Below are 24,603 nucleotides of genomic sequence, written 5' to 3' on the forward strand. Positions count from 1 at the left end.
CGGGCCCCGGCAACGCGCAGGCGGCCTCCCGTAGGCTCGGATCATGGCCTTGGATCTGGACGCGCTCTACACCGACCTGCACCGCCACCCGGAACTGTCGTTCCAGGAGACCCGCACGGCCGCCGTCATCGGCGCGAAGCTTGCGGAGCTCGGCCTCGAGTACGAAGAGGGCATCGGCCGGACGGGCCTGGCGACCGCCGTCCGCAACGGCGACGGCCCGGTGGTGTGGCTGCGCGCCGACATGGACGGTCTGCCCGTCCCCGAGCAGACGGGGCTCGACTACGCCTCGACCGCGCGCGGCGTCGACCCCGCCGGCAACGACGTGCCGGTCATGCACGCGTGCGGCCACGACATGCACGTCACGGCCCTCCTCGGCGCACTCGAGCAGCTCATCGCGGCGCGCGACGAGTGGTCGGGCACCGTCGTCGCCGTCTTCCAGCCCGCGGAGGAATATGGCGCCGGCTCGCAGGCGATGATCGCCGACGGCGTGCTCGAGCGCTTCCCGAAGCCCGACATCGTGCTCGGCCAGCACGTCACCCCGCTCCCCGCCGGCGTCATCGGCGTGCGTCCCGGAACCCAGATGGCGGCCTCCGACGGGCTGAGCGTCGTCCTGCACGGCCGAGGCGGACACGGCTCGCGCCCGCACTCGACGATCGACCCCGTGGTGATGGCGGCGGCGACCGTGATGCGCCTGCAGACCGTCGTCTCACGCGAGGTCGACCCGCGGGATGTCGCCGTCGTGACGGTCGGCTCAATCCACGCGGGGCTGAAGAACAACATCATCCCCGCCGAGGCGAAGCTCGAGCTGAGCCTGCGCTACCCCGACGATGCGGCGCGCGAGCGCGTGATGTCCAAGGTCGAGCGCGTCATCCGTGCCGAGGCCCTCGCCTCCGGCGCCGAGACCGAGCCCACGATCACGGTCGACCACACGCTTCCGCCCACCATCAACGACCACACCGCGACCGCGCGCCTGACCACCGCCTTCGAGCGCGCCTTCGGGCCCGGAAGCGTCGTGGACCCCGGCATGTTCACCGGCAGCGAGGACGTCTCGTGGTTCGCGCGCGAGGCCGGCGCGCCGCTGGTGTTCTGGTTCTGGGGCGGCGTCGACCCGCAGAAGTTCGCGGATGCCGTCGCGGCCGGCACCGTCGAGCGCGACATCCCGACCAACCACTCGCCCTTCTTCGCGCCGGTCATGCACCCCACGATCGAGCGTGGTGTCGAGAACCTCGTCGTGGCAGCCAAGGAGTTCCTCGCGTGAGCGATCCCAACGACCCGTTCGCCGACTTCGAACCCTACGAGCCGCCGCCCAAGCCCGAGCGCGGCAAGCGCGAGAAGCCCGAGAAGGCGCCGCGCGAGCCCAAGCCGCCGCGCGAGCCCAAGCCGATGGCGGACTGGCCCGACGGGCGGCCGGATCGCGGCAGCCACGAGGGCGGCGACCGCCGCACCCTCGCCATCCTCGCCGGCATCGCGGGAGCGCTCGTCGTCGCGGTCGTCGTGGTGCTCGTGATCTACCTCACGCAGCAGTCACAGCAGCAGGAGCCGGCGGCCGTCCCGGTGCCGACGGCGCCCGCGACCGGGGCCATTCCGCAGCAGACCGGAGCGCCGCAGGCCCCCTCGGCATCACCGACGGCCGAGGCCGCGACGGCCGGCATCGGCGTGAACGCCGACGGTTTCACGATCTCCGACGACGCCGGCACCACGGTCTTCACCCACGCGTGGGCGGATGACGCCGCCCCCGCCGTCGCCGCGCTCACCGAGCTCTTCGGGGCGGCGCCGACGGAGGACTTCCAGAACGGCGATGCCGAGAACTACGCGTACGACATCTACGTGTGGGAGGGCTTCCGCCTCTACGACGTCTTCCTCAGCGCCGGCAACCGGCCGCGCGCCGAGGTTCCGGCCCCGACCTTCGTGTCGTTCGACTCCGACATCGACGTGCCCGTGACGGACGAGTTCGGGATCGACCTCGACATGTCCGCCGATGAGATCGCCGCGCTGGGCCCGGACTCCGGCCAGGGCGGGTCGTTCGTCTTCGGCTCGGACCGCAACACCTTCTACCAGGACGGTGAGCGCCGTTTCGGTGCGGCCGTGACCGTCGAGGGCAGCAAGGTCACCGTCACTTACACCTTCCGCGCCGGCTGATCCGCGGCGCGGAAGGCGGCCGGCGTGTCGTGATGGATTCGTTGCGCCCGGGCGGGGTCTGACGACTCCCTCCGGCCCGGGCCCCTGCCAGGATTGCAGGCATGGCAACAGCGAGATCCCGCCGGACGATGATCATCATCGCAAGCATCGTGACGGTGATCCTGATCGCAGCGGCGGTCGCCGTGTTCATCTTCGCGCAACGCGCTGCGCAGCCCGCGGCGGCTCCCTCGTCTCCCGCCCCGACCCCGACCGCCGCGCCCGCGACCACGGCACCGACCTCGGCACCGACGCCCACGCCGACCGAGAGCGCGCCGCGCGCCAGCGAGGTCGTCATGGCCGCGACCGGCTTCACGATCGCCGGCGACGACGGGTCGCCGATGCTCGAGTTCCGCTGGCGCGACGAAGTCGGGCCCGCGGTGACCGCGCTGACCGAGGCCTTCGGGGCCGAGCCCGACGTCGGCGTGTACCCCGGGGACGGGAACCACTTCCCGGACTACACGACCTACGACTGGAGCGGTTTCACGCTGTACGACATGGTCGAGGTCCCCGGCGACAAGCCGCGCGCCGAGTACAGCATCCCGACGTGGATCAGCATCCGGTCGAACGACGTGAGTGGGGTTCCGGTGACGCCCGAGTTCGCGCTCGCCATCGGCGCGACCGCGGATGCGGTGCGCTCGAACGGTCCGGACGACGAGTGGTCGATGTCCGACGACGAGACAGAGGTGCGCTTCGTCTTCGATATCGACCGCACCGATTTCTCCCACCCCGACGGCGCGGTGGAAGTGCTGTCCTACAGCGTTTTCGCGGACACGAAGGCGGGCTCAGGGGTCACTGAGATCCTGTACCGACCGTACAGCCGGCTGTGATCCCGAACGCGGAAGGCGACGGCTCGGCAACGCTCTGGTGACGCTCGGCGTGGCGAGATTGCGCAGGATGCCGCGGCAGGCGTAGTGTCGCCCGCCGTGACCACTGACAGTCGCGAACCGGGCGAGGAATCCACGCCGATCGCGAAGCGCATCCTCATCGGCGATCCCCTCGAATCCGAGAAGCTCGACGATCAGCTCCTTCCCAAGCGTCGGGCGCTGCCGATCTTCGCCTCCGACGCGCTGTCGTCGGTGGCTTATGCGCCGCAGGAACTGCTGATGATCCTGGCCATCGGCGGCACCGCGATGCTCGCCTTCAGCCCGTGGGTCGCGCTGGCCGTGGTCGCGCTGCTGATCGTCGTCGTGCTCAGCTACCGCCAGCTCATCAAGGCCTATCCCTCCGGTGGCGGCGACTACGAGGTCGCCCGCACGAACATCGGCGAGAAGGCCGGCGTCGTCGTCGCTGCGGCCCTTCTGGTGGATTACATCCTGACCGTGGCCGTCTCCGTCGCCTCGGGCGTCGACAACATCATCTCGGCGCTGCCGTTCCTCGACGCATGGCGCGTCGAGCTCGCCGTCGGCTTCGTCGTGCTGATCATCCTGGTGAACCTGCGCGGCGTGCGCGAGGCGTCGTCGGCGTTCGCGGTGCCCACGTACATCTTCATCGGATCCGTCGCGGTCATGATCGTCACCGGCCTCGTGCGGGTCCTGCTGGGAGATGCCCCGGTCGCCTCGAGCGCGCAGTACGCGATCGAGGGAGAGAGCCTCACCCAGGTCGCCCTCATCCTGCTCGTGCTGCGCGCGTTCTCGAGCGGCTGCTCGGCGCTCACCGGCGTCGAGGCGGTGTCGAACGGGGTGCCCGCGTTCCGGGCGCCCAAGGTCGCCAACGCGCAGACGACCCTCGTGCTGATGGGCACGATCGCCATCCTGCTCTTCTCGGGCCTGACGGCGCTCGGCCTCATCACCGGCGTCCACTACGCCGAAGACCCTTGCGCCCTCATCGGCTTCGACTGCGCCACCCAGCCGCAGCCGAGCCTGATGGCCCAGATCGCGGCGGCGACGTTCGGGATGGGCTCCATCCCGTTCTTCATCATCCAGGCGGCCACCGCCTGCGTCCTCCTCCTCGCCGCCAACACGGCGTTCAACGGATTCCCGCTTTTGGGCGCCGTGCTCGCGCGCGACGGCTACGCGCCGAAGTCGCTCAACACGCGCGGTGATCGCCTCGTGTTCTCCAACGGCATGATCATCCTCGGGCTCGCCGCCATCCTCGTGCTGGTGGTCTTCCAGGCCGACCTCACCACGCTGATCCAGCTGTACATCATCGGGGTGTTCGTGTCGTTCTCGCTCGGCCAGATCGGCATGGTGCGGCACTGGCGCCGCGAGCTGCGGCTGCTGCATCCGCAGGCCTCCGCCGAGCGCGCCGGGGCCCGCCGGGGCCTGGTCATCAACGGCATCGGCGCAACCTTCACCGTCGCCGTGCTCCTCATCGTGACGGTGACGAAGTTCACGCACGGTGCCTGGCTCATCTTCATCGCGATCCCGATCCTGGCGTTCCTGATGGTGGGCGTCAGCCGGTACTACCGCGACGTCGAGCACGAGATCGCGATGGACGACGGCGTGCACTTCGGCTCGAGCGGCGACGTCGCCCTCGTCCTGGTCAACCGCCTGCAGAAGCCCGTCGCCAAGGCGGTGGACTACGCCCTGTCGGCGAAGCACGACAAGACGATCGCGGTGCATGTGGCGGTGTCGAAGGAGTCGGTGCACGACGTTCAGACCGACTGGGAGGTGCACGGGATGCCGGTACCGCTCGTCATCATCGAATCGCCGTACCGCCAGTACGCCGCGCCGCTCGCGACCTTCATCCGCGCGTACCGCGAGAAGCACGGCTCGTCGGTCGTGACCGTGTACCTGCCGCAGTACATCGTCGGTCACTGGTGGGAGACATTCCTGCACAACCGGCGCGCGCGACGCATCGCGCAGCAGCTGATGATGGTGCACGGCGTGCAGATCACGCTCGTGCCGTGGCTGCTCGACTCGTCCGAGATCGTCTACGGCCGGCGCTCGCGCCCGCTGCCCGGCGACGACCGCGCCGGGCGCGCATCGACGACCTACGGGCTGGTCGCCCACACCGAGGCGTCCGACGACCGCTGATCCGGCGGGGTGACGCCCGGCGACCTGGGATCCAGGAGTCGGCGCGGGCTCACCGCTCCGCGATCAGCGCTCCAGGATCAGCTGTTCGCGCCGTGTGATCAGGTCGGCGGTGCGCACCGCGACCGCGGTCTCGCGCTCGGCGAGGTAGGCGTCGAGCCCATCGAGACGCAGACCGAGATCGGATGCCGCGGCCCGCGCCTGGGCGATCCGCTCGCGCACCGCCCAGTCCGAGAAGACGTTGTCGAACAGCACGTCGAACACCGCGAGCGACTCCGAGATCCGGACGCCCTGCACCGGCGGCGCATCGATGTCGGCCAGCTCGGTCGCAAGACTCTCGAGGGCCCGGTTGACGACCGTGAACGCCCGCGTCGACGCCCCGATGCGATCGTGCTTCATCCAGTCCGCCACCATGCCGCCGCCGAAGAAGGTGTCGTAGGTCGACCAGCCGCCGGCGGAGTCGAGGGCCGACTGAGCCGCCGCGAGGGCGGCCTGCGCCTCGTGCAGAGCCGCCGTCGCCTCGGAGATCTCGCGGACCTGCGCGGCGAGCTCGCCGGCCTCGGCGTCGAGCCGAGTCAGCTCGGCCGCGGCATCCGTCCCCGCATCACGGAGCAGCTGTTCCCGGTCGCCGAGGGCCGCGGCGTAGGCGGTGTCGACGTCTCCGAGCGCGGCGATCTCGCCCTCGATGCGCGCGAGGTCGGCACGGGCGTAGTCGAGCCGCTGGGTCGCGCCGTCGACGGCGTGCTCGGCGGCCGACTGCTCCGCCCGTTCGACGGAGAGCTTGTCGTCGATGTCGCCGCGCAGCAACCCCCACACCTGCGCGGGCGAGAAGCGCTCGAGGCGACGGACATCGGCCGTCTCGATGCGCAGCTTCTGCTGCATCTCGGCGAGCTCGCGCTCGCGCTGCTCCACGAGGCCGCGGGCGGCGTCGGCGTGGGAGGCCAGCTGATCGCGCCGGGCGCGGTCTCGGGCCGCATCGTGCAGTTCGGTCTCACTCATGCCCCCATCGTGCCAGCCGCGCCGGCGCCCCGCCGTGGCCGGTCGCGAGCGCGTACCGACACCGCGAGCGCGCACCCCGCACGGTAGGTGCTGGCCGAGCGGGTGCGTTCTCGGCGCCCGATGAGCCCGACCGAGCTCGGCCCGGCGCGCGGGCGTAGCCTAGGACGGTGACATCTTCTGCCGTGCCCGCTCCCGCGCCGGGAGTCGTCAGCCCGCTCGACGCGGTGACCCTGCGCACCGACTTCCCGATCCTGTCGGAAGAGGTGAACGGCCACCGCCTGGTGTACCTCGACTCCGCGGCGACCAGCCAGAAGCCGCTGGCCGTCCTCGACGCCGAGCGCGACTTCCTCACCCACGCGAACGCCGCCGTGCACCGCGGCGCGCACACGCTCGCGGCGGAGGCGACCGATCTGTTCGAGGATTCCCGCGCGGCGGTCGCCGGTTTCGTCGGTGCCCAGCCCGACCAGCTGGTCTGGACCAGCGGCGCCACCGCGGGGCTGAACCTCGTGGCCTATGCGATCGGCAACGCGACGCTCGGTCGCGGCGCCCCGGCCTCCGCCCGCTTCGCGCTCGCCCCCGGTGACGAGATCGTCACGACGGCCATCGAGCACCACGCGAACCTCATCCCCTGGCAGGAGCTCGCAGCCCGCACCGGCGCGGTGCTGCGACACATCCCCGCGCGCGCCGACGGCACGCTCGACCTGGATGCCGCAGCATCCCTCATCGGCGAGCGCACGCGCATCGTCGCCTTCACGCACGTGTCCAACGTGCTCGGCATCGTCAACCCGGTCGCCGAGCTCGTCGCCCTGGCCGAAGCGGTGGGCGCGACGACCGTGCTCGATGCCTGCCAGTCCGCCCCGCACCTGCCCCTGGATCTGCCGGCGCTGCGCGTCGACCTCGCCGTCTTCAGCGGCCACAAGATGCTCGGCCCCTACGCGATCGGCGGCCTCTACGGCCGCGCCGAGGTGCTCGAGGCCCTGCCGCCGTTCCTCACCGGGGGGTCGATGATCACCACGGTGACCCTCGAGGGCGCCGAGTACCTGCCCCCGCCGCAGCGCTTCGAAGCGGGCACCCAGCCCGTCGGGCCGGCGATCGGGCTAGCCGAGGCGGTGCGCTATCTCGACCGCGTCGGCCTCGAGAACATCCACGCCCACGAGAGCGCCCTCGCCGAGCGCATGGCGGCGGGCCTGCGCGAGATCCCCGGCATCCGGCTGCTGGGCGACGCGGCCGGTGTCGATCGCGTCGGCCTGTGGTCGTTCGACGTCGCGGGCGTGCACGCGCACGACGCCGGGCAGTTCCTCGACGCCCAGGGCATCGCCGTGCGGGTCGGGCACCACTGCGCCGCACCGCTTCACCGGCAGTTCGGGATGACGGCATCCGTCCGCGCGTCGACCGCGCTGTACAACACCGAGGACGACGTCGACCTGTTCCTCGACGCGGTACGCGGCATCCGCGGCTTCTTCGGCGTCACCGACGAGGCCGAGGGGGCGCGCGCATGACCGGTCTGGACTCGCTGTACCAGGAGCTCATCCTCGACCATTCGAAGCACCCGGTCGGCAACCCGCTGCACGACGTGGGGGCGGCGGCGCACGCCGACTCGCACCAGAAGAACCCCGTCTGCGGCGACGAGATCACCCTCCGCGTCGCCGTCGAGGGCGACCGCGTGACCGAGGTCTCGTGGGAGGGCGTCGGCTGTTCGATCTCGCAGGCGTCGGCATCGATGCTCGCCTCGCTCGTGGCCGAAGAGGTCGAGGGCGACGGGATGTCGCGGGCGGATGCGATCGCGCTGATCGAGGGCTTCCGGGCGGCGCTGCGCTCCCGCGGCACGATCCCCCTTGACGAGGAGACCTTCGGCGACGCAGCGGCCCTGTCGGGCGTCTCGAAGTTCTCGGCGCGCGTCAAGTGCGCGATGCTCGCCTGGGTCGCCCTCGAGGACGGCCTCGCCCGAGCCTGACGAGGCCGTCCTCGAGCGGCCTCAGCCTGACAGCACCGCCGACTCGAGGCGGGCGTAGGAGGTCTCCATGCCCTCGGCCATGCCGGTGTCGAGGATCATGTCGCGCGTCTGCTTGTCGGGGTACTCGATCAGCAGCGTCAGCAGCGTCACGCCGTCCTCCTCGTAGAGCTGCAGGTCGTTGATGGTAACGGGGCCCTCGGTCCCCGACATCCGTTCGGTCGTGACCGCACGGCGCGGGGCGTCGAACTGCAGCAGCTCGCCCTCGAACCCGAACGCCGTCTCGGGTGCGCCGTCCTGCTCCCAGGCTTGCCGGAAGCTCGCGCCGACCTGCGTCGCGGGCTCGGCCACCGTCATCGACCAGCCGTCCGGGCCGAGCATCCACTTCTTCAGCAGCTCGGTCTCGTGATGGGCACGCCACACGAGATCGCGGGGGCCGTCGATGAGGCGCGTGATGCGCACGTGCGTGTCGTCGAGCAGCTCGATGCGGGTGCCCACTCCCTGCGCGTAGGCGCGGAGATCCTGCACGACGGCGTCGAGCTGGCCCATCGCGAGGCGCGATCCCTCGATCGCGCCCATCGCGATGACCTGCTCGAGCGCCTCGGCAGAGGTGAAGTAGGTGATGTTGGTCAGTCGCGATCCGCCGGGGGTCGTCTCGAACGAGAAGATCATGCGCATGGCCGGGAACTGCGCCATCGGCTCGCCGTCCTCGTCGGCGAACGCGTCGAGCACCTCGAAGCTGCGTCCCTCGTCGATCGCGATGAACTCCCACGTGCCGCGGGACTTCTCACCCTGCGGGCTCGACATGGCGTATTGCGCGCGCCCGCCGGGTTCGAACTCGAAGCGGGTGAAGGTGGCCGGCCAGCCCGGAGGGCCCCAGAACCGCTCGAGCTGCGCCGGCTGCGTGAACGCGCGCCAGAGGCGCTCGACGGGGGCGTCGACCTCCGCCACGAGCGTCATCGTGAGGTTGTCGGCATCGGTGGTGATGTCGGTGACGGGCATCGGATTCTCCTTCGAACGGATACTGCGCGAGAGGTGCGGGTGGGTCGTGGTCAGTCTTCGGGCTCGGCGAGCAGCGCATCGAGGCGGTCGATGCGGGCGCGCCAGAGGTCTTCATAGCGCGCGAGCAGGCCGCGAGCGCGGGCGATCATGGCCGGATCCGCGCGCACGAGCCGCTCCCGGCCCTCGGCGCGCTTGACGATGAGGCCGGCGGCCTCGAGGACGCCGACGTGCTTCTGCACGGCAGCGAACGACATCTCGTACCCGGACGCGAGGGTCGACACCGACTGCTCGCGTTCGATCGTGCGCCGCAGGATGTCGCGACGCGTCGCCGCGGCCAGCGCGTGGAAGACGCGGTCGATCTCGTCATCGCTCAGCTCGCTCGGCTCGGTTCGGGGTGCTTTTTCTACAACCATTTGGTTGCACGTTAAGGCCCGGCCGAGCGCGCGTCAAGAGGGATGCCGAGTCGGCCATCCGTCTGCGGAGACGAGGTCGTACACGTCGTCAGGCACACCGACGCGTCGAACACCGACACGGACCGGAAGCGTCGCCTCGCTGTGTCGCTCAGTGCCTCACCGCCGTACCGGGCCAGGTGATGAGCGAACGCCATGGTGGACAGGTAGGAGAACGCCATGTCGTCGATCCCCGCGTCGTCGGAGACAGCGGTCCGCGGTCGCACGAACACGACCTCGTCCCGCGGCGGGAGCATCCCCCCATCGGTGACGTCGTGTCGATCTTCGGCTCCGTCAGACTGACGATTTGATCTGGCGAGCATCGAGGTCCTGAAGCGTCTCAATCAAGATGCGCTCACTGCCGGCAAGACGATCGAGCCGGCGTACTTTGAGGGTGTCCCCCGGCTGCAGGTGATCGAGGCACGCCAACCGCTGGGGGCGGTCGATGACCCGGCTCGATTCGCCGTCGTCGACGAGGACACGCTCCCAGGCGGCGGCACGGAGTTCCGCCGCCTGCGCGTCCGGGTTCTGCTCCCGCTTCGAGACTCGGGCGTACCCGACTTCATGTGCCATGCCGAAAACGGTACTGCCGAGGTTCCGGCTCGAAACAGTTTCGGCAGGGGGTTTCGGCGTGCCCGTCCTTGACGTGTCGCGCAGCTGTTCGTCGACGTCGATGAGCTCGCCGAAAACGATCGTTATCGGCGCGGTTGACGGTGCCCCGCTAGTTCGGGGGTTGTGGTGATCAACCGGGAGACGCCTACGATGCGGGGTGATCAGGCGCCGCCGGGCGCGTCCAGGGCTGGTGGGGCGTCCGGCACCACCCGGACGCCCCACCGCAGGATGCCGGAGGGAAGTGGCACCCCGCCTACCGTCACCCTCGCGGGGCGGTAGCTTGTTCGCGCTCTGGGCGGCGCGGTATGGCGTTGACTATTGCGTCTACGATCACGAATCCGGCGAGGGTGAAACCGATCAGGGGGAACGCGAACCCTATGCCGATTGCGACCGCGACGACGATCGCGATACCCCACCACGGGGCGGTGTCGAGGGCGCCGTGTCGGGGCGGGTTCCCGACCTTTGCGCCGCCGCGGGCGGGTCTGCGTTTCCACCACATGAGGTAGCCGAGGACGACCATTGTGGCGATGCCTGTGGCGAGGAGGAACATCACGATCTGGTTGGCGATACCGAACATGGTTCCCATGTGGATCGCGATGCCCCAGGTTGCGAGCTTTGCGGGCAGCGAGAAGTTGGCGAAGTCGACCCGGTCAACGACCTGCATGGTCGTTCCATCGATCGCGACGGCGTCGGCTTCGGTGGGGTATCCGCGATCGATCTCTTGCACTACCCATGCTCTGCCGGGTTCTGCGGGAGGGAGGATCTGGACCAGACCGGTATTCACGTTTACGCGTTGCGCGATCGCGAGGACCTCGTCGAATGTCGCGGGGTTGGCCTGCCCCGTGGGCGCCGCAGCTGCACCACCGTGGTGCGAGTGGTCTCCGCCGCCGGATGCTTCCCCGGTGAGGTTGGTGTTCACCGCGGGGGTGCCCCAGTCCAAAGCGGTTCTGAGGTCCGAGACGTTTGCGCCGGCGTAGGTGGACCAGGTGATGCCTGTGGCGGAGAGGAACAGGGCGCCGAGGGCCACCCAGATGCCGATGGAGGTATGCCAGCTGAACACGCGGCGGTATCCGGTGTGCTTACGGGTCGGGCGGATGAAGTCTTTCTTGGTGCGTGACTTGCGGATGCGGATGATCCAGAGCGCGAGCCCTGCGGCGACGACGATGCCGAGCCAGGAGGCGGCGAGCTCGCTGTAGAGACGGCCGGGTTCGCCGAGGTTGAGGTTTCGGTGCAGGTTGCTCACCCAGGTGCGGAACGGCAGCGATCCGCTGGTGCCGTATACGGTTTCGTCGCCGCGGATCTCGCCCGTTCCGGGGTCGATGAATACGGCACGTGTTTCGCTGCCGCCGAGCCCTTCTTGGGCGAACATCACCCGGGTGGTGTCGCCGGGTTCGGGTGCGGGCCGGACCGCGGAGAGCGTTGCTTCCCCGTCGATGTGGTCTTGGGCGATGGTGATCTGTTCGGCGAGGGTGAGCCGGGTGTCTGTGACGGGGGCGTGAAGTTGCCGCTGGTAGATGCCTTGCTCGAGCGTTGGGGCAATGGCGTAGAGGGCGCCACTAAGGGCGGCGATGAGGATGAACGGGCCGACGAGGATGCCGGCGTAGAAGTGGATGCGGAGCATGAGCGCTCCGAACCAGCCGCGCCTTCTGCGGGGTGCGGGCGGCGGGGTGTCCTGGTCGGACACGGCTGTGGCGGTGGTGGTCATGGGTGCTTTCAGGTGAGGAGGGTTTCGCCGATGTATCCGCCTTCGGCGCAGCCGGGCGGGATCGCGAAGACAGCAGAACCGATCGGGACGGTCCATTCGTTGAGGAGGTCGAGTTCGTCGAGGCGTTTCTGCAACGGGGTGAACTGGGCGTCGACGTCGGCTTGGAAGGACACGAAGATCAGGCCGGAGTCGGACACAGACCCGTTTCCGGGTGGGATGTCGTAGTTGTAGGCGCGGCGGAAGATCCGTTGACGGGTGTCATCGGATCGAGACCGGCGGACGTGGGAGAACTCGGGGATGACGGGGAACCCGATCGTGGTGGTGGCGGTGAAGTCCGGCTCGTCGTGCTCGTTCGTCCCGGTCAGAGGTGCCCCGTTGGTGAGGTCCCGTCCGACGGACTGTTCACGTCCGGGACGGTCTAGACGGTCCCACTTGTCCAGGTCCATGTGAATGCGACGCACGACCATGCTCGTGCCACCGGTCAGCCACCCGCTGGTGTTCCACACGAGAGCGTCGAAGTCCGTCGTGCCCGGTTTCGGGTTCGTGGTGCCGTCGACCTGGCCGAACAGGTTGCGCATCGTGGTGCCGGGCGCGACCGACCCGTAGCCCTGCCGGAACCCTTGCTGCACCCACCGCACTTCCGCGAAGCTGCGGGTGTCTTTCAGCATCATCCGCACCGCGTGGGCGAGGGTGATCGGGTCATCCGCTGCAAGCTGGATGAGCAAGTCACCGTCGGAGAACTCCGGCTGCAACCGGTCAATTGTGAACGCCGGCAGCGGCCGCAACCAGGCTGGACCGCTCCCCTGAGCGCGCTCAACGAACCGAGGTCCGAACCCGAACGTGACTGTGAGCCGCGCCGGGGTGGCTGCGAGCTCCGGTTCAGAGTCCGCAAGTGCGGGCACGCCCTGGGTGAGGCGGGAGGCGTCGTCGGTGAGGATTCGCATGAGCCGGCGCAGCCCGTCACTGTCAACGTCGTCGTGGAGGTCGAGGGCGATAAAAGTGCCATTGGATTGGGCGTCGGTGTCGATACCGGCTTGATGCACTCCGTAGAACGGCACGACGGTATCGCCATTGAGGGGGACGGATGCGCCCGCCTCGACGGGTTGCTGGTTCTGGTTCAGGGCAAGGTCGATGCCGATCGCGGCGGCGGCGCCGACGCCGGCGACGGCTCCTCCGAAGAGGAACTGTCGCCGGGTCGCGCCTTTTCGACGTGCGCCCTCGTCGGGCACTGTCATCAGTGATCCATTTCCATGTCCATATCCATGTCGCCGCCCTCGTAGTTCTCGTTCGCGCCGGAGTAGTCCTTCACCGGAGCGGTGAACTCGTACGTCGAGTCGTCGGAGAACGTCAGGGTGAACGTCACCTCATCGCCGGCGACGAGCGGGGCGGTGAGGTCCATGAGCATGATGTGGTTCCCGCCGGGCTCGAGGTCCATCGACCCTCCCGCGGGGATGACGAACCCGCCCTCGATCTGGCGCATGACCATCTCGCCGGACTCGTTCTCGACGGTCTCGTGCAGCTCGAGCATCGACGATGCCTCCGTGGTCGCAGAGACAACGGTCACGTCGGCGTCGGAGTCGTTGGTGAGCTCCCCGAAAGCCGCCGACATTCCCGAGTCAGCTGACTTCACCCAGCTGTCGGTGATCTGGACGCTGTCGCCGGCAATCGACGCTGCGGCTGCTTCTTCCTCGGTCGGGGTTGTGGAGGAGCATCCGGCAAGGATGAGGGTGGCAGCGGCAATGAGGGTGCCGAAACGGATGCTGTTGGTCTTGGTGTTCACAGGGGTGCCTTTCACGAGCGTGTCGACCCGGCCGTGTGCGCGGGGTCGTTGGTGCCGCCGGTGTCGCGTCGAGCGAACCGGCGGCGGATGAAATGGATGGCGATGAAGAAGACGGCCGCTACGGCCGCTCCCCCAGCGCCGATGAGTGCGATGCGGACAGCGCCGCTGGTTTCCTGTGTTCCCTGATCTGCTGTGTCATCACCGGCTGCGAGAGCCCCCGGGATGGGGGTGGCGGCGGCGGTGCGGGTGAGTGGCTCGGCATCACCGATCGTGAACGGAATCAGACCGCTGATGGGGTGCCCGTCAGAGGACACCACCCGCCACCGGATTTCGTAACCGGCAACGGGCATCTCCGGGTCGACCACCACCGTGACCCGGCCCATATCCACTGCCGGCTCGCCCAGCACCCAGTCCCGGCCCTGACCGTCGGCAATGATCACCGCGGCCCCTACTGTCATCACGTCGGCTGAGAAATCTAGCGTGATCTCCGCCGGGGCACCGGCGAGCCTGTCGCCTGAGGCAGGGCTACTCCCCACCAGCTCGTCGTGCGCGTACGCCGGAGACGCGAACGCCAACGACAGCAGCGCAGCGGCCGCAGCAGCCGCCAGAAGAGTACGGATACGAGACATCGGACCACCGTTCACAAGCACACCCGCGACGCGGGCACGCAACGCATGCCGGGGCAGGCAGCCCGCAGCCGCCCGCTCAGCTCACAGAAACATCGCCGCAGCGCAGCGATAGGAAACTCAGAGCGCCGACAGCGAGGGGGGCCCGCGACGAGATACCGACGCGAACGGAAGCACGCTCGTCAGCACGAGCGTGAGGGAGAAAACAGGTGCGATTCTGCGGCGGGATGGGGCGAGCACCAAGCCCACCAGACGGGCGAACACGAGCCTGACCCACGATCGCAGCTTCGCGAACAGCTCAAGCATCGAGCGCGCCGCGCGCTCTCCCCGGTAGAGGGCAGCGACCGTGACCGCGGCGGCCACCCCATGAGCCAGCCACATCGATACATCGCCGTGCAGAGCGGACGTCATCGCGCCACCGCCGGTCATCACCATCGAATGGGCATGGCTGTGGTGACCCCCGACGCTGCTCGAACCGCTCGGCGAGAAGGACCCCAGCACGAACAGAACGTGGAACAGGGACTGGCTCAGCATCACGGCGAGGGTGAGACGCGCAAGCGAAAGCGCCCGGCCCGCGAGGAGCACACACACGAACAGCGAGAGAACCCACGGCACGACGACACCGAGGACCCCGGGGACCGTGCCACCCGCCGCAACGTGAGACATCAACGCAATGAAAGTAGCGAACGACGAAGCGAGCAACCCCCGCATAACGCGGGGCCCCCTCGACGAACGCATGCGCCCATTGTGTCAGCTTCAAGCAGCCTGATGCCCCGAACCTACGCCGCCGACCGACCAAGCGACGCCGCGGCACCGCAGCGCGGGCTCTCCACCGAAAAGGGCCACCACAACCAGGTACCGGCCCACGTTTCTGGCGGTGGTCCCGAGCGTCCTTTCCGTGGTGCGCCGAAATCGATGGTGATCTCAACCGGTCAACGCACCATCCGCGCTGTCGAGCGTATCCGCGTCAGTTCGTTGCGCGGCTGAGCTCGCGGTAGATCGTGGTGCGGGACACGTCGAACAGTTCCGCGAGTTCGGCTTGGGTGTGCTTGCCTGCGGCGGCGAGGTCGAGGAGGTGCTTCCGTTTCGTCTTGCTCAGCTTGGGCTGGCGGCCGCGGAGTTTCCCGGCGGCTTTGGCGATGTGCATGCCCTTGCGAGTGCGGGCGCGGATGAGGTCCGGCTATCGCACGGAAGAATGATCGTGTGCGCCGAGTTGTTTTGAGTGACCCAGACGGGGTGCGCTGGTACCCGGACGTCCGAAACGGGGACGGCGTGCTTGTCCTCGCGGGTTCGAGCGGGCGCATCGACGAGGACCGTGCTCGAGTGTTTGCGACAGTAGGGTGTATCGCGGAGTCCATCCGATGGCTCGGAGGGCCCGGGCAGCATGCTGGGCCGTGGGAAATCCCCCTGGAAACGTTCCTCAGACGGGTCGACCACCTGGCATCGGATTGCGATCGCGTGTGGGTGGTGGGGACCTCGTTCGGTTCTGAGGCCGCACTTCTCACAGGATCGCATTCCGGGGACATCGCTGGCGTGATCGCGTTTGCGCCGTCGGACGTGGTGTGGGCGGGGTACGACGAGCAGCGACGAGAGACGTCGCACTGGACGCTCGGCCACGCGCCGGTGCCATACCTTCCGTTCGACTGGGACGGATACGTCAAGGAGACCCCAGCGCGTTTCCGGCCGCTGTACGAACGCTCGCGCGCGACGTTCTCCGACGGCATCGCAGCGGCCTCGATTCCAGTGGAGCGTATCCAGCGGCTGGTGCTCGTCGCGGGCGGCGACGACCAGGTCTGGCCAAGCGTCCCACACGCCGAAAACATCCGTTCCCGGCGAGCAAGCGTCGGCCTTGCCACCGCGCTGATCGTCGCGACCCGGGCCGGACACCGGACCATCCTTCCCGGCGAACGCACTGTTACCGGGGGCGCACCGATGCTCCGCGGCGGCACGGAAGCCGAAGACAAGGCGCTCGGGGCGCGGGCCTGGAACACGATAGAAACGGCGCTTAGATCCGCACGCTGACCGATCCCTTTTGCGCGTGGTCAGGCCGTGAGCACGTCGAGGAGTCGGTCGTGGCTGGTTTCCCAACCGAGCACCCGCCGGGGCCGGGTGTTGATCTTGTCCGCGATCCGGTCGAGGTCGGTTTGGGTGAAACGGGTCAGGTCGGCCTGTTTCGGCAGGTACTGGCGCAGGAGTCGGTTCATGTTCTCGTTCGAGCCGCGCTGCCACGGCGATCGTGGGTCGCAGAAGAACACGTCGATGCCAAGCGTCTGGGCGATGCGTTCGTGTTCGGACATCTCCCGGCCGCGGTCCCACGTCAACGTTCGCAGCAGCTCCTTTGGAAGGATCCGGAGGTTCTGGATCAGGGCCGCGCGCACGTCCGGACCCTTGATGCCCGGCAGCCGAACGAGCCGCACCGTCCGCGTCGAACGTTCCACGAGCGTTGCGACCGCGCTTGGCCGGGAACCCATCACGAGATCACCCTCCCAATGCCCGACCTCCTCCCGGGCCTCGACCTCCGCGGGTCGGTCGTGGATCGAGAGCATGTTCCGCAGCCGGCCCCGCCCCTGCTTCGTCTTCCGCGCCAGCCGCGACATCCGCACTGGCCGGCCGGACCGCAGATGCGACGTCAACGCCGACGGGAGAGCATGCCTGCTCGAGACATAGAGGTGGCGGTAGATCGCCTCGTGCGAGATCCACCACTCGGGCTCGTCGGGGAAGCTGCGTCGTAGCCAGGCGGCGATCTGCTCCGGCGACCAATCGTCCGTCAGCTTCAACCGCACCAACTCCCGCATCCCTTCATAGCGGTCAAGCTTCGACGCCTTCGGCCGCAGCGAACGTTCCCACATTGCCGAATCCGCATCCGCGGCCCGGTATGCGTCCCGGCCGCCGTTGCGCGCGATCTCCCGCGACACCGAAGACGCCGAACGGCAGATCCTTGACGCGATCGCCCGAGCGGACTCGCCAGCGGCGATGCCCCGGGATATCTCCTCGCGCTCCGCAAGCGAGAGTCGCAGAGCAGTACGGCTCCGAGGCAACGGTCGGATACCGCCCGTGAGGGCCAGGTGCCGTCTCACCGCTGCGGGTCCGCAGCGGACTGCGCGTGCGATCATCCGCGCCGGTTCCCCGGCCCGCCACCTGTCCCAGATCGCGTCCTGTTGTTCCAATGTCAACGCTGAGCCCACGCGCCGCCCCTCCGATTTTCCGCATCATCCCAGGGGTGGTGCGTTGATCGGTTGAGACCACCATCGTTTGCGGCAGGCTCCCTATGACTCGTCCGTGTCCGCGGTAACGTCAGCCTCGTGAGGACCGCCAAGCTGTCGGCCCGCCGCCCTCAGTCGTGGCGAGCGTCAGCAACGCGTAGCTTTTCGTATTGGTCGGCGCCGAAGACGTCATCCCACCGGATCGCGAGACCGTAGTGCTGCACCCGAGCGGTGCGCCTAAGTCCATCGTGAGAGGAAGGTGTGGCGGAAGCTGACGGACGCGGACGGTGGGAACTAGTGCGACCTGGCGAGCCGCACGAGCATCGAAGAAGTCGATGCGTAGATCGTGCACGATGTTTGGTCCGTGCTGTTCGACTTCGTAGGCCCCCAGAGATGAGTTGAACGTCAACGTCCAGCGCTCGGGACCCGCGAACTCGCGGGGGCGTTTGGCTAACGAACTAGAGGTACCTTCTGCCGGCTTTGATGTTGCGTCTGGAGGCTCGCGGCTCGCGCGATCGAGCACGATCATCGACGCGGTTACCGATCCGAGCAAGTATGAAAGTGACGACGGCAACGGCTACACCCACGACCAAGCTTGATACGACGCCCGGCTTGCCAAATATGCAAGAGAAAACGGCACAACAGTGAGAGGGGTGCTTGCGAGAACGAGATATACCTCAATATTTCAGCACGATTCCTCGACGGGCGTAGCGCGTCCGTAGTTACCGGATTCCTTCCGTCTCCAGCGCTCAGATCAGGCGACGGTCGAGTTCGGGCCTGTGCCTCGCCCCAAGGGCGAGGTCAAGCCGAGCCGACGGCGTCTCGCGCTCCGGACGGATGCCGGTGCTCCCGCGCCGTCAGGTACAGGCGGTGGGCGGTGACGATGATCGAGAGCCACAGCGCACCGAGGATCCAGCCGACGAGCACGTCGGTGAACCAGTGGTGCCCGAGGTACACCCGGCTCAGGCCCACGAGGAGGGCGAACACGACGGCGCCCACGATGATCGCGGCGCGTGAGGCGGGAGAGTTTCGCCGCAGCACGAGGACGTAGGCGATGATCCCGACCACGGCGACCGCGTTCAGGGTGTGCCCGGAGGGGAACGAGGGCGAATGCTCGAAGGGCGGCACGGCGAACTCCAGCGGCGGCCGCTCGCGCTGGATGAGCTCCTTGCCCGCGACGGTCATCAGCAGCGAACCGCCGCCGGCCGCGGCGATGAGGACGACCGGGGTCCACGAGCGCCGCTTGATCGCGAGGATGAGGATCGCCGCGACGGCGATGACCGGCATCCCGATCGTGCCCGCGATGTCGGTGAAGCCGGTGACGATGGTCTCCGCCAGCGGTGTGCGCAGTGTCAGGGCATAGTCGAGCAACGGCTGGTCGATGCCGGCGACGCCGTCCTCGTCCGTGACGGCGTCGTACACCTCGACGGCTGCGACGCTGAGTCCGAGGACGATCGCGCCGCCGATCAGGAGGCTGACGATGAGCGCCGCGTACGGCCCGAGCCGCTCGCTGATCGCGCGGGCCGCGGCGGCGAGCGCACGCCCCCACGGGGTGTACCAGTGGGTGAGGCGGGTCGTGCCCAGCGTCATGTCCTGATTCAGCTCTCCGGGGACGCCCGGGTCTGCCGGGTCGGACAGCCGCCGCGGTGGCGTTGATCGCGTCATCGGTCCAGCTTGGCCCGTCGGACGGATTCGCCGCACACTCTTGCATCACCGCCGTGGAGGTGCCCCATCCGCTCAGCGCGACGCGCAGGCGACGCACATCGTCGCGTGCGGACGCACCTCGAGTCTCTCCGCGGGAATCTCGCGCCCGCACCGCACGCATACGCCGTAGGTGCCGTCCGCGACGCGGGCGAGCGAGGCCTCGACCTCGGCCAGTTCGGCGCGGGCGCCCCGGCGCAGCGCCTCGACGCGCTGCCACTCGCCCGACAGGGTCGACCCCTCGGGGTCGTGCTCGTCATCGGCGGTGGCATCGGCCCGGTCGTGACGCAGGCTGTCGTCGTCCGCGTCGAGGCGCTGCAGCAACACGGTCAGCTCGCGGCCGCGCTGTTCGAGACGCGATCGCGGATCCATCCCGCGACCCTACGTCAAGCCGGTGACATCGCGACGCAGTCCGGAGCAGGCTGAAGGCGGAAGGGAGAACGACATGACCGATCACCACGACAACGCCGCCGAGCACGAGGGCGCCGAGCACGCACCCGACGAAGAGCCCTCGACCGACGAGCTCGAAGAGCCCAGCGTCGCCAAGGAACCGGGCGAGGAGCCCAAGGCCCCCGAGAAGAAGGACGAGGAGCCGAGCCACCGCGCCGTCGGCATCGGGGTCATCGACGACGAGGTCCCGCCCGTCGCCCCCTGAGCGGCGGTCGCCCGCCGGCCGGGCGGGCCGTGAGGGGTCCGTGAGGAGCGGCGCCGGGGGCGCATGGATTCCGTGAGGATCGCGGCAGCGGCATCCGACGGGGTGTTGCATCGGGTCTCGTGCTCGATCTCATCTACCTCGCCGCGATCCTCGCGCTCTTCGCCCTCGTCGGCCTCGTCGCTCGGGGGGTCGAGAAGCTGTGATGGTCTTCTCGCTCCTCGCTGCGGCCCTGGCGGTCGCCGCCATCGTCTACCTCGTCGTCGCGCTCGTGCGACCCGAACGGTTCTGACGTGGATGCCGCGCAGATCGGGTTCGCGTCGCTCCAGATCGCGACCCTCGTCCTCGTCCTCGTCCTGCTCTACCGGCCCGTCGGCGACTACATCGCCCGCGTCCACACCTCGGCCCGCGATCTCGCCGTCGAACGGGGCGTGTACCGCCTGATCGGTGTCGACCCGCGCGCCGAGCAGACGTGGCAGGCCTACACCCGCGGCGTGCTGCTGTTCTCGCTCGCCGGAGTCGTGATCGTCTACGGCCTGCAGCGCATCCAGCCGCTCCTTCCGTACGCCCTCGGCCTGTCGGCGCCGAGCGAGCATCTGTCGTTCAACACCGCCGTCTCGTTCGTCACCAACACGAACTGGCAGTCGTACTCCCCCGACACCACCCTCGGGTACACGGTGCAGTTCGCAGGCCTGGCCGTGCAGAACTTCGTCTCCGCGGCGGTCGGAATGGCCGTCGCGATCGCCCTCGTCCGCGGCTTCGCCTCACGGCGCTCGGGCACGATCGGCAACTTCTGGGTCGACCTCGTGCGCGGGCTCGGCCGCATCCTGCTGCCGATGTCGATCGTCGCGGCCGTCGTACTGCTGGCGGGCGGCGTCATCCAGAACTTCGCCGGGTTCACCGACGTGCAGACCATCGCCGGAGCGACCCAGTCCGTCCCCGGCGGGCCGGTGGCGAGCCAGGAGGCCATCAAGCTCCTCGGCACCAACGGCGGGGGCTTCTTCAACGCGAACTCGGCGCATCCGTTCGAGAACCCGACGCCGTGGACGAGCCTGTTCGAGATCTTCCTGCTGCTCGTCATCCCCTTCGCGATGCCGCGCGCGTTCGGGCGCATCGTCGGCGACGACCGGCAGGGCTACGCGATCGTGGCGGTCATGGCGGGGATCTTCCTGGCCTCGATCGCGCTGGGCTCGTGGGCCGAGTCCTCGGGAGGCGGCGCGGCGACCCAGCTCGCGGGTGCCGCGATGGAAGGCAAGGAGACGCGATTCGGCGTCGCTTCGTCGGCGCTGTTCGCCGGAGCGACGACCCTCACCTCCACGGGCGCCGTCAACGCGATGCATGACAGCTTCACGCCCCTGGGCGGGATGCTGCCGATGCTCAACATGATGCTCGGCGAGATCGCTCCGGGCGGTGTGGGCTCGGGTCTGTACGGGATGCTGGTGCTCGCGATCCTCGCGGTGTTCGTGGGCGGCCTGCTCATCGGGCGCACCCCGGAATACCTCGGCAAGAAGATCGGCCCGCGCGAGATCAAGCTCGCGAGCCTGTACATCCTCGTGACCCCGACGCTCGTGCTCGCGGGCACCGCCCTGAGCTTCGCGATCCCGGCCGTCCGCGCCGACGTCGAGGGCACCTCGATCTGGAACCCCGGCGTGCATGGTCTGAGCGAGGTGCTGTACGCCTTCGCGTCGGCTGCGAACAACAACGGCTCTGCGTTCGCGGGACTCACCGCCAACACCCCGTGGCTGAACACCGCTCTCGGCGTGGCGATGCTGCTCGGCCGGTTCATCCCGATCGTGCTCGTCCTCGCCCTGGCGGGCTCGCTCGCCGCTCAGGACAAGGCGCCCGAGAGCGTCGGCACGCTTCCGACGCACCGTCCGCAGTTCGCGGGTCTGCTCGCGGGCGTCGTCGTGATCATCACCGCACTCACCTACTTCCCGGTCCTCACCCTGGGACCCCTCGCCGAAGGACTCTCCTGATGTCTGCCCCTGTGACCGAAACCCGCACCGAGCACGGCTCCGAGCACGCCGCTCGGCCGACCGCCGCCCGCGGCCGGGCGTTCAGCGCCGATCAGGTCGTCGCGGCCCTTCCCGGGGCGCTGCGCAAGCTCAACCCCGCCGCGCAGTGGCGCAACCCCGTGATGTTCCTGGTGTGGGTGGGCGCTGCGCTGACCACCGCGATCGCGATCGCGGAGCCGTTCCTCGGGGGCGCCGCGGCCTCGGGCGGAACACCCGTGCCCGCGCGGTTCACCTGGGGCATCGCGGTGTGGCTCTGGCTCACGGTCTTCTTCGCCAACGTCGCCGAGGCCGTCGCCGAGGGCCGCGGCAAGGCCCAGGCCCAGGCGTTGCGCCAGACCCGCACGACGACGACCGCGCGCCGGGTCGCCTCCTACGACGAGCGCGCGGATGCCGCGGCCCGCGGCGCCGCGACCGAGGAGGTCGCATCGGCCGACCTGCGACTCGGCGATGTCGTCGTCGTCGAGACCGGCGAGCTCATCCCCGGCGACGGCGACGTCGTGCACGGTATCGCCACGGTCGACGAGTCGGCGATCACGGGCGAGTCGGCGCCGGTGGTGCGCGAGTCCGGCGGCGACCGGAGCGCCGTCACGGGCGGCACCCGGGTGCTCTCGGACCGCATCGTGGTGAGGATCACCTCGAAACCGGGCGAGACCTTCGTCGACCGGATGATCGCGCTCGTCGAAGGCGCAGCCCGTCAGCGCACACCGAACGAGATCGCGCTGAACATCCTGCTCGCGAGCCTGTCGATCGTGTTCGTCGTGGTGGTGCTGGCGATGAACCCGATCGCCTCGTACAGCGCCTCGCCGGTCAGCATCCCCGTGCTCGTCGCGCTGCTCGTGTGCCTCATCCCCACGACCATCGGCGCCCTGCTCTCGGCAATCGGCATCGCCGGCATGGACCGTCTCGTGCAGCGGAACGTCCTGGCGATGTCGGGTCGCGCCGTCGAGGCCGCGGGCGACGTGACGACGCTGCTGCTCGACAAGACCGGAACGATCACCTACGGCAACCGTCGCGCGTCGGAGTTCGTCGCGATGACCGGTATCGATGCCGTCGAGCTGGCCCGCGCGGCATCCCTGTCGTCGCTGTCCGACCCGACGCCCGAGGGCACGTCGGTCGTCGAGCTCGCGGCCGCGCAGCATGTCGTCGCCGAGCTGCCGCGCGACGCGGTGGCGGTGGCCTTCACGGCGCAGACCCGGATGAGCGGTGTCGACCTGCCCGACGGCACCCAGGTGCGCAAGGGCGCCTCGGGGTCGGTGCTCGCCTGGCTCGACGCATCGGCGCGACCGGTCTCGGCCGAGGCGCGTGCAGAACTCCTGCACAACGCCGACGCCATCGCGCAATCCGGCGGGACCCCGCTGGCCGTCGCGACCCTCGACCCCCGGGGCGCAGGAGTGCTGCTCGGGGTCATCCATCTCAAGGACGTCGTGAAGGACGGCCTGCGCGAACGCTTCGCCGAACTGCGATCGATGGGCATCCGCACGGTCATGATCACGGGCGACAACCCGCTGACGGCGGCCGCGATCGCCGCGGAGGCGGGCGTCGACGACTTCCTCGCCGAGGCGACCCCCGAGGACAAGCTCGCCCTCATCCGGAAGGAGCAGGAGGGCGGCCACCTCGTCGCGATGACCGGCGACGGCACCAACGACGCCCCCGCACTCGCGCAGGCCGACGTCGGCGTCGCGATGAACACCGGTACGTCGGCGGCGAAGGAGGCCGGCAACATGGTCGACCTCGACTCGGATCCCACGAAGCTCATCGACATCGTCCGCATCGGCAAGCAGCTGCTCATCACGCGCGGCGCCCTCACGACGTTCTCGCTCGCGAACGACATCGCGAAGTACTTCGCGATCATCCCCGCGATGTTCATGGGCGTGTTCCCCGGGCTCGCGGCGCTGAACGTGATGCAGCTGTCGTCCCCCGCCTCGGCCGTCACGAGCGCCATCGTGTTCAACGCGATCGTCATCGTCATCCTGATCCCGCTCGCGCTGCGGGGCGTGAAGTACCGCGCGGCGGGCGCATCGGCGATCCTCAGCCGCAACCTCGTCGTCTACGGACTCGGCGGTGTGATCGCCCCGTTCGTCGGCATCAAACTGATCGACCTCGTCGTCGGCCTCATCCCGGGCTTCTGAGCCCCGTCTGGAGTCCTCTCATGTCCACCGTCCGCGCCTCGCTGCGCACCTCCGCCGTCGCCGTCCGCGCGATGGTCGTCTTCACCCTCGTCCTCGGCCTCGGGTACACCCTGCTCATCACCCTCGTGGGAATCGCCCTTCCCGCGCAGGCGAACGGCGCGCTGCTGCGCGATGCGGAGGGGCAGGTCGTCGGCTCGTCGCTGATCGGCCAGTCGTTCGCGGATGCCGACGGCGAAGCGCTGCCGCAATACTTCCAGTCGCGGCCGTCGGCGGCCGGCGACGGTTACGACGCGGCGGCCTCGAGCGGCTCGAACCTCGGCCCGAACAACGCCGACCTCGTCGCCGCGATCGAGGAGCGGCGCGCCGCGATCGCCGACCGCGAGGGCGTGGATGTCGCGGACGTGCCCGCGGATGCCGTCACGGCGTCGGCGTCGGGGCTCGACCCGCACATCTCGCCCGCCTACGCCGAGCTGCAGGTCGCGCGGGTCGCGGCCGAGCGCGGGCTCTCGGCGGCGGAGGTGCGCGACCTCGTCGCCGAGCACACGGCGGGCCGCGACCTGGGCTACATCGGCGAGCCGCGGGTGAACGTGGTCGAACTCAACGCGGCGCTCGACACCGGCAACTAGGGT

The 24,603-nt window shown here is 69.2% G+C and carries 25 protein-coding genes; 12 read left to right on the forward strand and 13 right to left on the reverse strand.

Translation table 11 applies throughout. The features are described from left to right. The first annotated feature begins 43 nt into the window (after positions 1-43). The 4 genes from HW566_RS08370 (at position 44) to HW566_RS08385 (ending at position 5,153) form a co-directional block, all read left to right on the forward strand. Positions 44-1,258 (forward strand): amidohydrolase, encoded by a 1,215-nt coding sequence (locus HW566_RS08370; protein WP_178012006.1) that lies wholly within the window; start codon positions 44-46, stop codon positions 1,256-1,258. Next, positions 1,255-2,139, forward strand: a complete 885-nt coding sequence (locus tag HW566_RS08375; protein WP_178012008.1) for a hypothetical protein — start codon at positions 1,255-1,257, stop codon at positions 2,137-2,139. The genes HW566_RS08370 and HW566_RS08375 overlap by 4 nt, the downstream gene beginning before the upstream one ends. Before the next feature lie 101 nt (positions 2,140-2,240). Continuing rightward, on the forward strand, positions 2,241-3,005 hold the full coding sequence (locus HW566_RS08380) for a hypothetical protein (RefSeq protein WP_178012010.1): 765 nt from the start codon (positions 2,241-2,243) through the stop codon (positions 3,003-3,005). 96 nt (positions 3,006-3,101) lie between these two features. Next, the gene (locus HW566_RS08385; RefSeq protein WP_256728632.1) at positions 3,102-5,153 is read left to right on the forward strand and encodes an APC family permease; all 2,052 of its coding nucleotides are present in this window, start codon (positions 3,102-3,104) and stop codon (positions 5,151-5,153) included. 63 nt (positions 5,154-5,216) lie between these two features. Here the strand turns inward: HW566_RS08385 and HW566_RS08390 are convergent, their stop codons facing one another. Next, positions 5,217-6,149, reverse strand: coding sequence for a hypothetical protein (locus HW566_RS08390; RefSeq protein WP_178012014.1), 933 nt, complete (start codon positions 6,147-6,149; stop codon positions 5,217-5,219). 167 nt (positions 6,150-6,316) lie between these two features. Between HW566_RS08390 and HW566_RS08395 the strand changes: the two genes are divergently transcribed. After that, the gene (locus HW566_RS08395) at positions 6,317-7,648 is read left to right on the forward strand and encodes a SufS family cysteine desulfurase (protein WP_256728633.1); all 1,332 of its coding nucleotides are present in this window, start codon (positions 6,317-6,319) and stop codon (positions 7,646-7,648) included. Beyond that, positions 7,645-8,103: a Fe-S cluster assembly sulfur transfer protein SufU gene (gene sufU / locus HW566_RS08400; protein WP_178012016.1), complete on the forward strand. Its 459-nt coding sequence runs from the start codon at positions 7,645-7,647 to the stop codon at positions 8,101-8,103. The genes HW566_RS08395 and sufU overlap by 4 nt, the downstream gene beginning before the upstream one ends. 21 nt (positions 8,104-8,124) lie before the next feature. On the opposite strand, the gene HW566_RS08405 is transcribed toward sufU, so the two are convergent. From HW566_RS08405 to HW566_RS08445, 9 genes are all read right to left on the reverse strand, one after another. After that, complete coding sequence (locus HW566_RS08405) at positions 8,125-9,102, reverse strand: SRPBCC family protein (protein WP_178012018.1); 978 nt, start codon at positions 9,100-9,102, stop codon at positions 8,125-8,127. A gap of 50 nt (positions 9,103-9,152) precedes the next feature. Beyond that, positions 9,153-9,515 (reverse strand): ArsR/SmtB family transcription factor, encoded by a 363-nt coding sequence (locus tag HW566_RS08410; protein ID WP_178012020.1) that lies wholly within the window; start codon positions 9,513-9,515, stop codon positions 9,153-9,155. A 330-nt stretch (positions 9,516-9,845) separates the two neighbouring features. Then, entirely contained in the window at positions 9,846-10,124 is a 279-nt protein-coding gene (locus HW566_RS16075) for a recombinase family protein (RefSeq protein WP_256728634.1), read from the reverse strand. Between the two features lie 298 nt (positions 10,125-10,422). Next, entirely contained in the window at positions 10,423-11,868 is a 1,446-nt protein-coding gene (locus tag HW566_RS08420) for a PepSY-associated TM helix domain-containing protein (protein WP_178012022.1), read from the reverse strand. Between the two features lie 8 nt (positions 11,869-11,876). After that, positions 11,877-13,103, reverse strand: a complete 1,227-nt coding sequence (locus HW566_RS08425; RefSeq protein ID WP_178012023.1) for a Dyp-type peroxidase — start codon at positions 13,101-13,103, stop codon at positions 11,877-11,879. Next, positions 13,103-13,648: a copper chaperone PCu(A)C gene (locus HW566_RS08430; protein ID WP_178012025.1), complete on the reverse strand. Its 546-nt coding sequence runs from the start codon at positions 13,646-13,648 to the stop codon at positions 13,103-13,105. Before HW566_RS08430 ends, HW566_RS08425 begins: the two co-directional genes overlap by 1 nt. 11 nt (positions 13,649-13,659) lie before the next feature. Continuing rightward, a complete protein-coding gene (locus tag HW566_RS08435; RefSeq protein WP_178012027.1) occupies positions 13,660-14,277 on the reverse strand; it encodes a copper resistance CopC family protein in 618 nt (205 codons plus the stop codon). A 117-nt stretch (positions 14,278-14,394) separates the two neighbouring features. Continuing rightward, a complete protein-coding gene (locus HW566_RS08440) occupies positions 14,395-14,889 on the reverse strand; it encodes a hypothetical protein (protein WP_178012029.1) in 495 nt (164 codons plus the stop codon). 352 nt (positions 14,890-15,241) lie between these two features. Further along, complete coding sequence (locus tag HW566_RS08445) at positions 15,242-15,421, reverse strand: helix-turn-helix domain-containing protein (RefSeq protein ID WP_178012031.1); 180 nt, start codon at positions 15,419-15,421, stop codon at positions 15,242-15,244. 320 nt (positions 15,422-15,741) lie between these two features. On the opposite strand from HW566_RS08445, the gene HW566_RS08450 reads away from it, so the two are divergent. Then, on the forward strand, positions 15,742-16,296 hold the full coding sequence (locus HW566_RS08450) for an acyl-CoA thioester hydrolase/BAAT C-terminal domain-containing protein (protein ID WP_256728635.1): 555 nt from the start codon (positions 15,742-15,744) through the stop codon (positions 16,294-16,296). Between the two features lie 20 nt (positions 16,297-16,316). On the opposite strand, the gene HW566_RS08455 is transcribed toward HW566_RS08450, so the two are convergent. The 3 genes from HW566_RS08455 to HW566_RS08465 form a co-directional block, all read right to left on the reverse strand. Next, entirely contained in the window at positions 16,317-17,459 is a 1,143-nt protein-coding gene (locus tag HW566_RS08455; protein WP_178012035.1) for an IS30 family transposase, read from the reverse strand. 819 nt (positions 17,460-18,278) lie between these two features. Further along, positions 18,279-19,142 (reverse strand): phosphatase PAP2 family protein, encoded by an 864-nt coding sequence (locus HW566_RS08460; protein WP_178012037.1) that lies wholly within the window; start codon positions 19,140-19,142, stop codon positions 18,279-18,281. Between the two features lie 72 nt (positions 19,143-19,214). Continuing rightward, on the reverse strand, positions 19,215-19,550 hold the full coding sequence (locus HW566_RS08465; protein ID WP_178012039.1) for a TraR/DksA family transcriptional regulator: 336 nt from the start codon (positions 19,548-19,550) through the stop codon (positions 19,215-19,217). A 73-nt stretch (positions 19,551-19,623) separates the two neighbouring features. Between HW566_RS08465 and HW566_RS08470 the strand changes: the two genes are divergently transcribed. From HW566_RS08470 to kdpC, 5 genes are all read left to right on the forward strand, one after another. Next, positions 19,624-19,833 (forward strand): hypothetical protein, encoded by a 210-nt coding sequence (locus tag HW566_RS08470; RefSeq protein WP_178012041.1) that lies wholly within the window; start codon positions 19,624-19,626, stop codon positions 19,831-19,833. A 202-nt stretch (positions 19,834-20,035) separates the two neighbouring features. After that, positions 20,036-20,122, forward strand: a complete 87-nt coding sequence (locus tag HW566_RS08475; RefSeq protein ID WP_256728948.1) for a potassium-transporting ATPase subunit F — start codon at positions 20,036-20,038, stop codon at positions 20,120-20,122. A gap of 1 nt (position 20,123) precedes the next feature. Continuing rightward, positions 20,124-21,806, forward strand: coding sequence for a potassium-transporting ATPase subunit KdpA (gene kdpA, locus HW566_RS08480; RefSeq protein ID WP_178012045.1), 1,683 nt, complete (start codon positions 20,124-20,126; stop codon positions 21,804-21,806). Continuing rightward, positions 21,806-23,974 (forward strand): potassium-transporting ATPase subunit KdpB, encoded by a 2,169-nt coding sequence (gene kdpB / locus HW566_RS08485; RefSeq protein WP_178012047.1) that lies wholly within the window; start codon positions 21,806-21,808, stop codon positions 23,972-23,974. Before kdpA ends, kdpB begins: the two co-directional genes overlap by 1 nt. 20 nt (positions 23,975-23,994) lie before the next feature. Continuing rightward, a complete protein-coding gene (gene kdpC, locus HW566_RS08490) occupies positions 23,995-24,600 on the forward strand; it encodes a potassium-transporting ATPase subunit KdpC (RefSeq protein ID WP_178012048.1) in 606 nt (201 codons plus the stop codon). Positions 24,601-24,603 lie beyond the last annotated feature (3 nt).

Source organism: Microbacterium oleivorans (assembly GCF_013389665.1).
GTDB classification, from domain to species: Bacteria; Actinomycetota; Actinomycetes; order Actinomycetales; family Microbacteriaceae; genus Microbacterium; species Microbacterium oleivorans_C.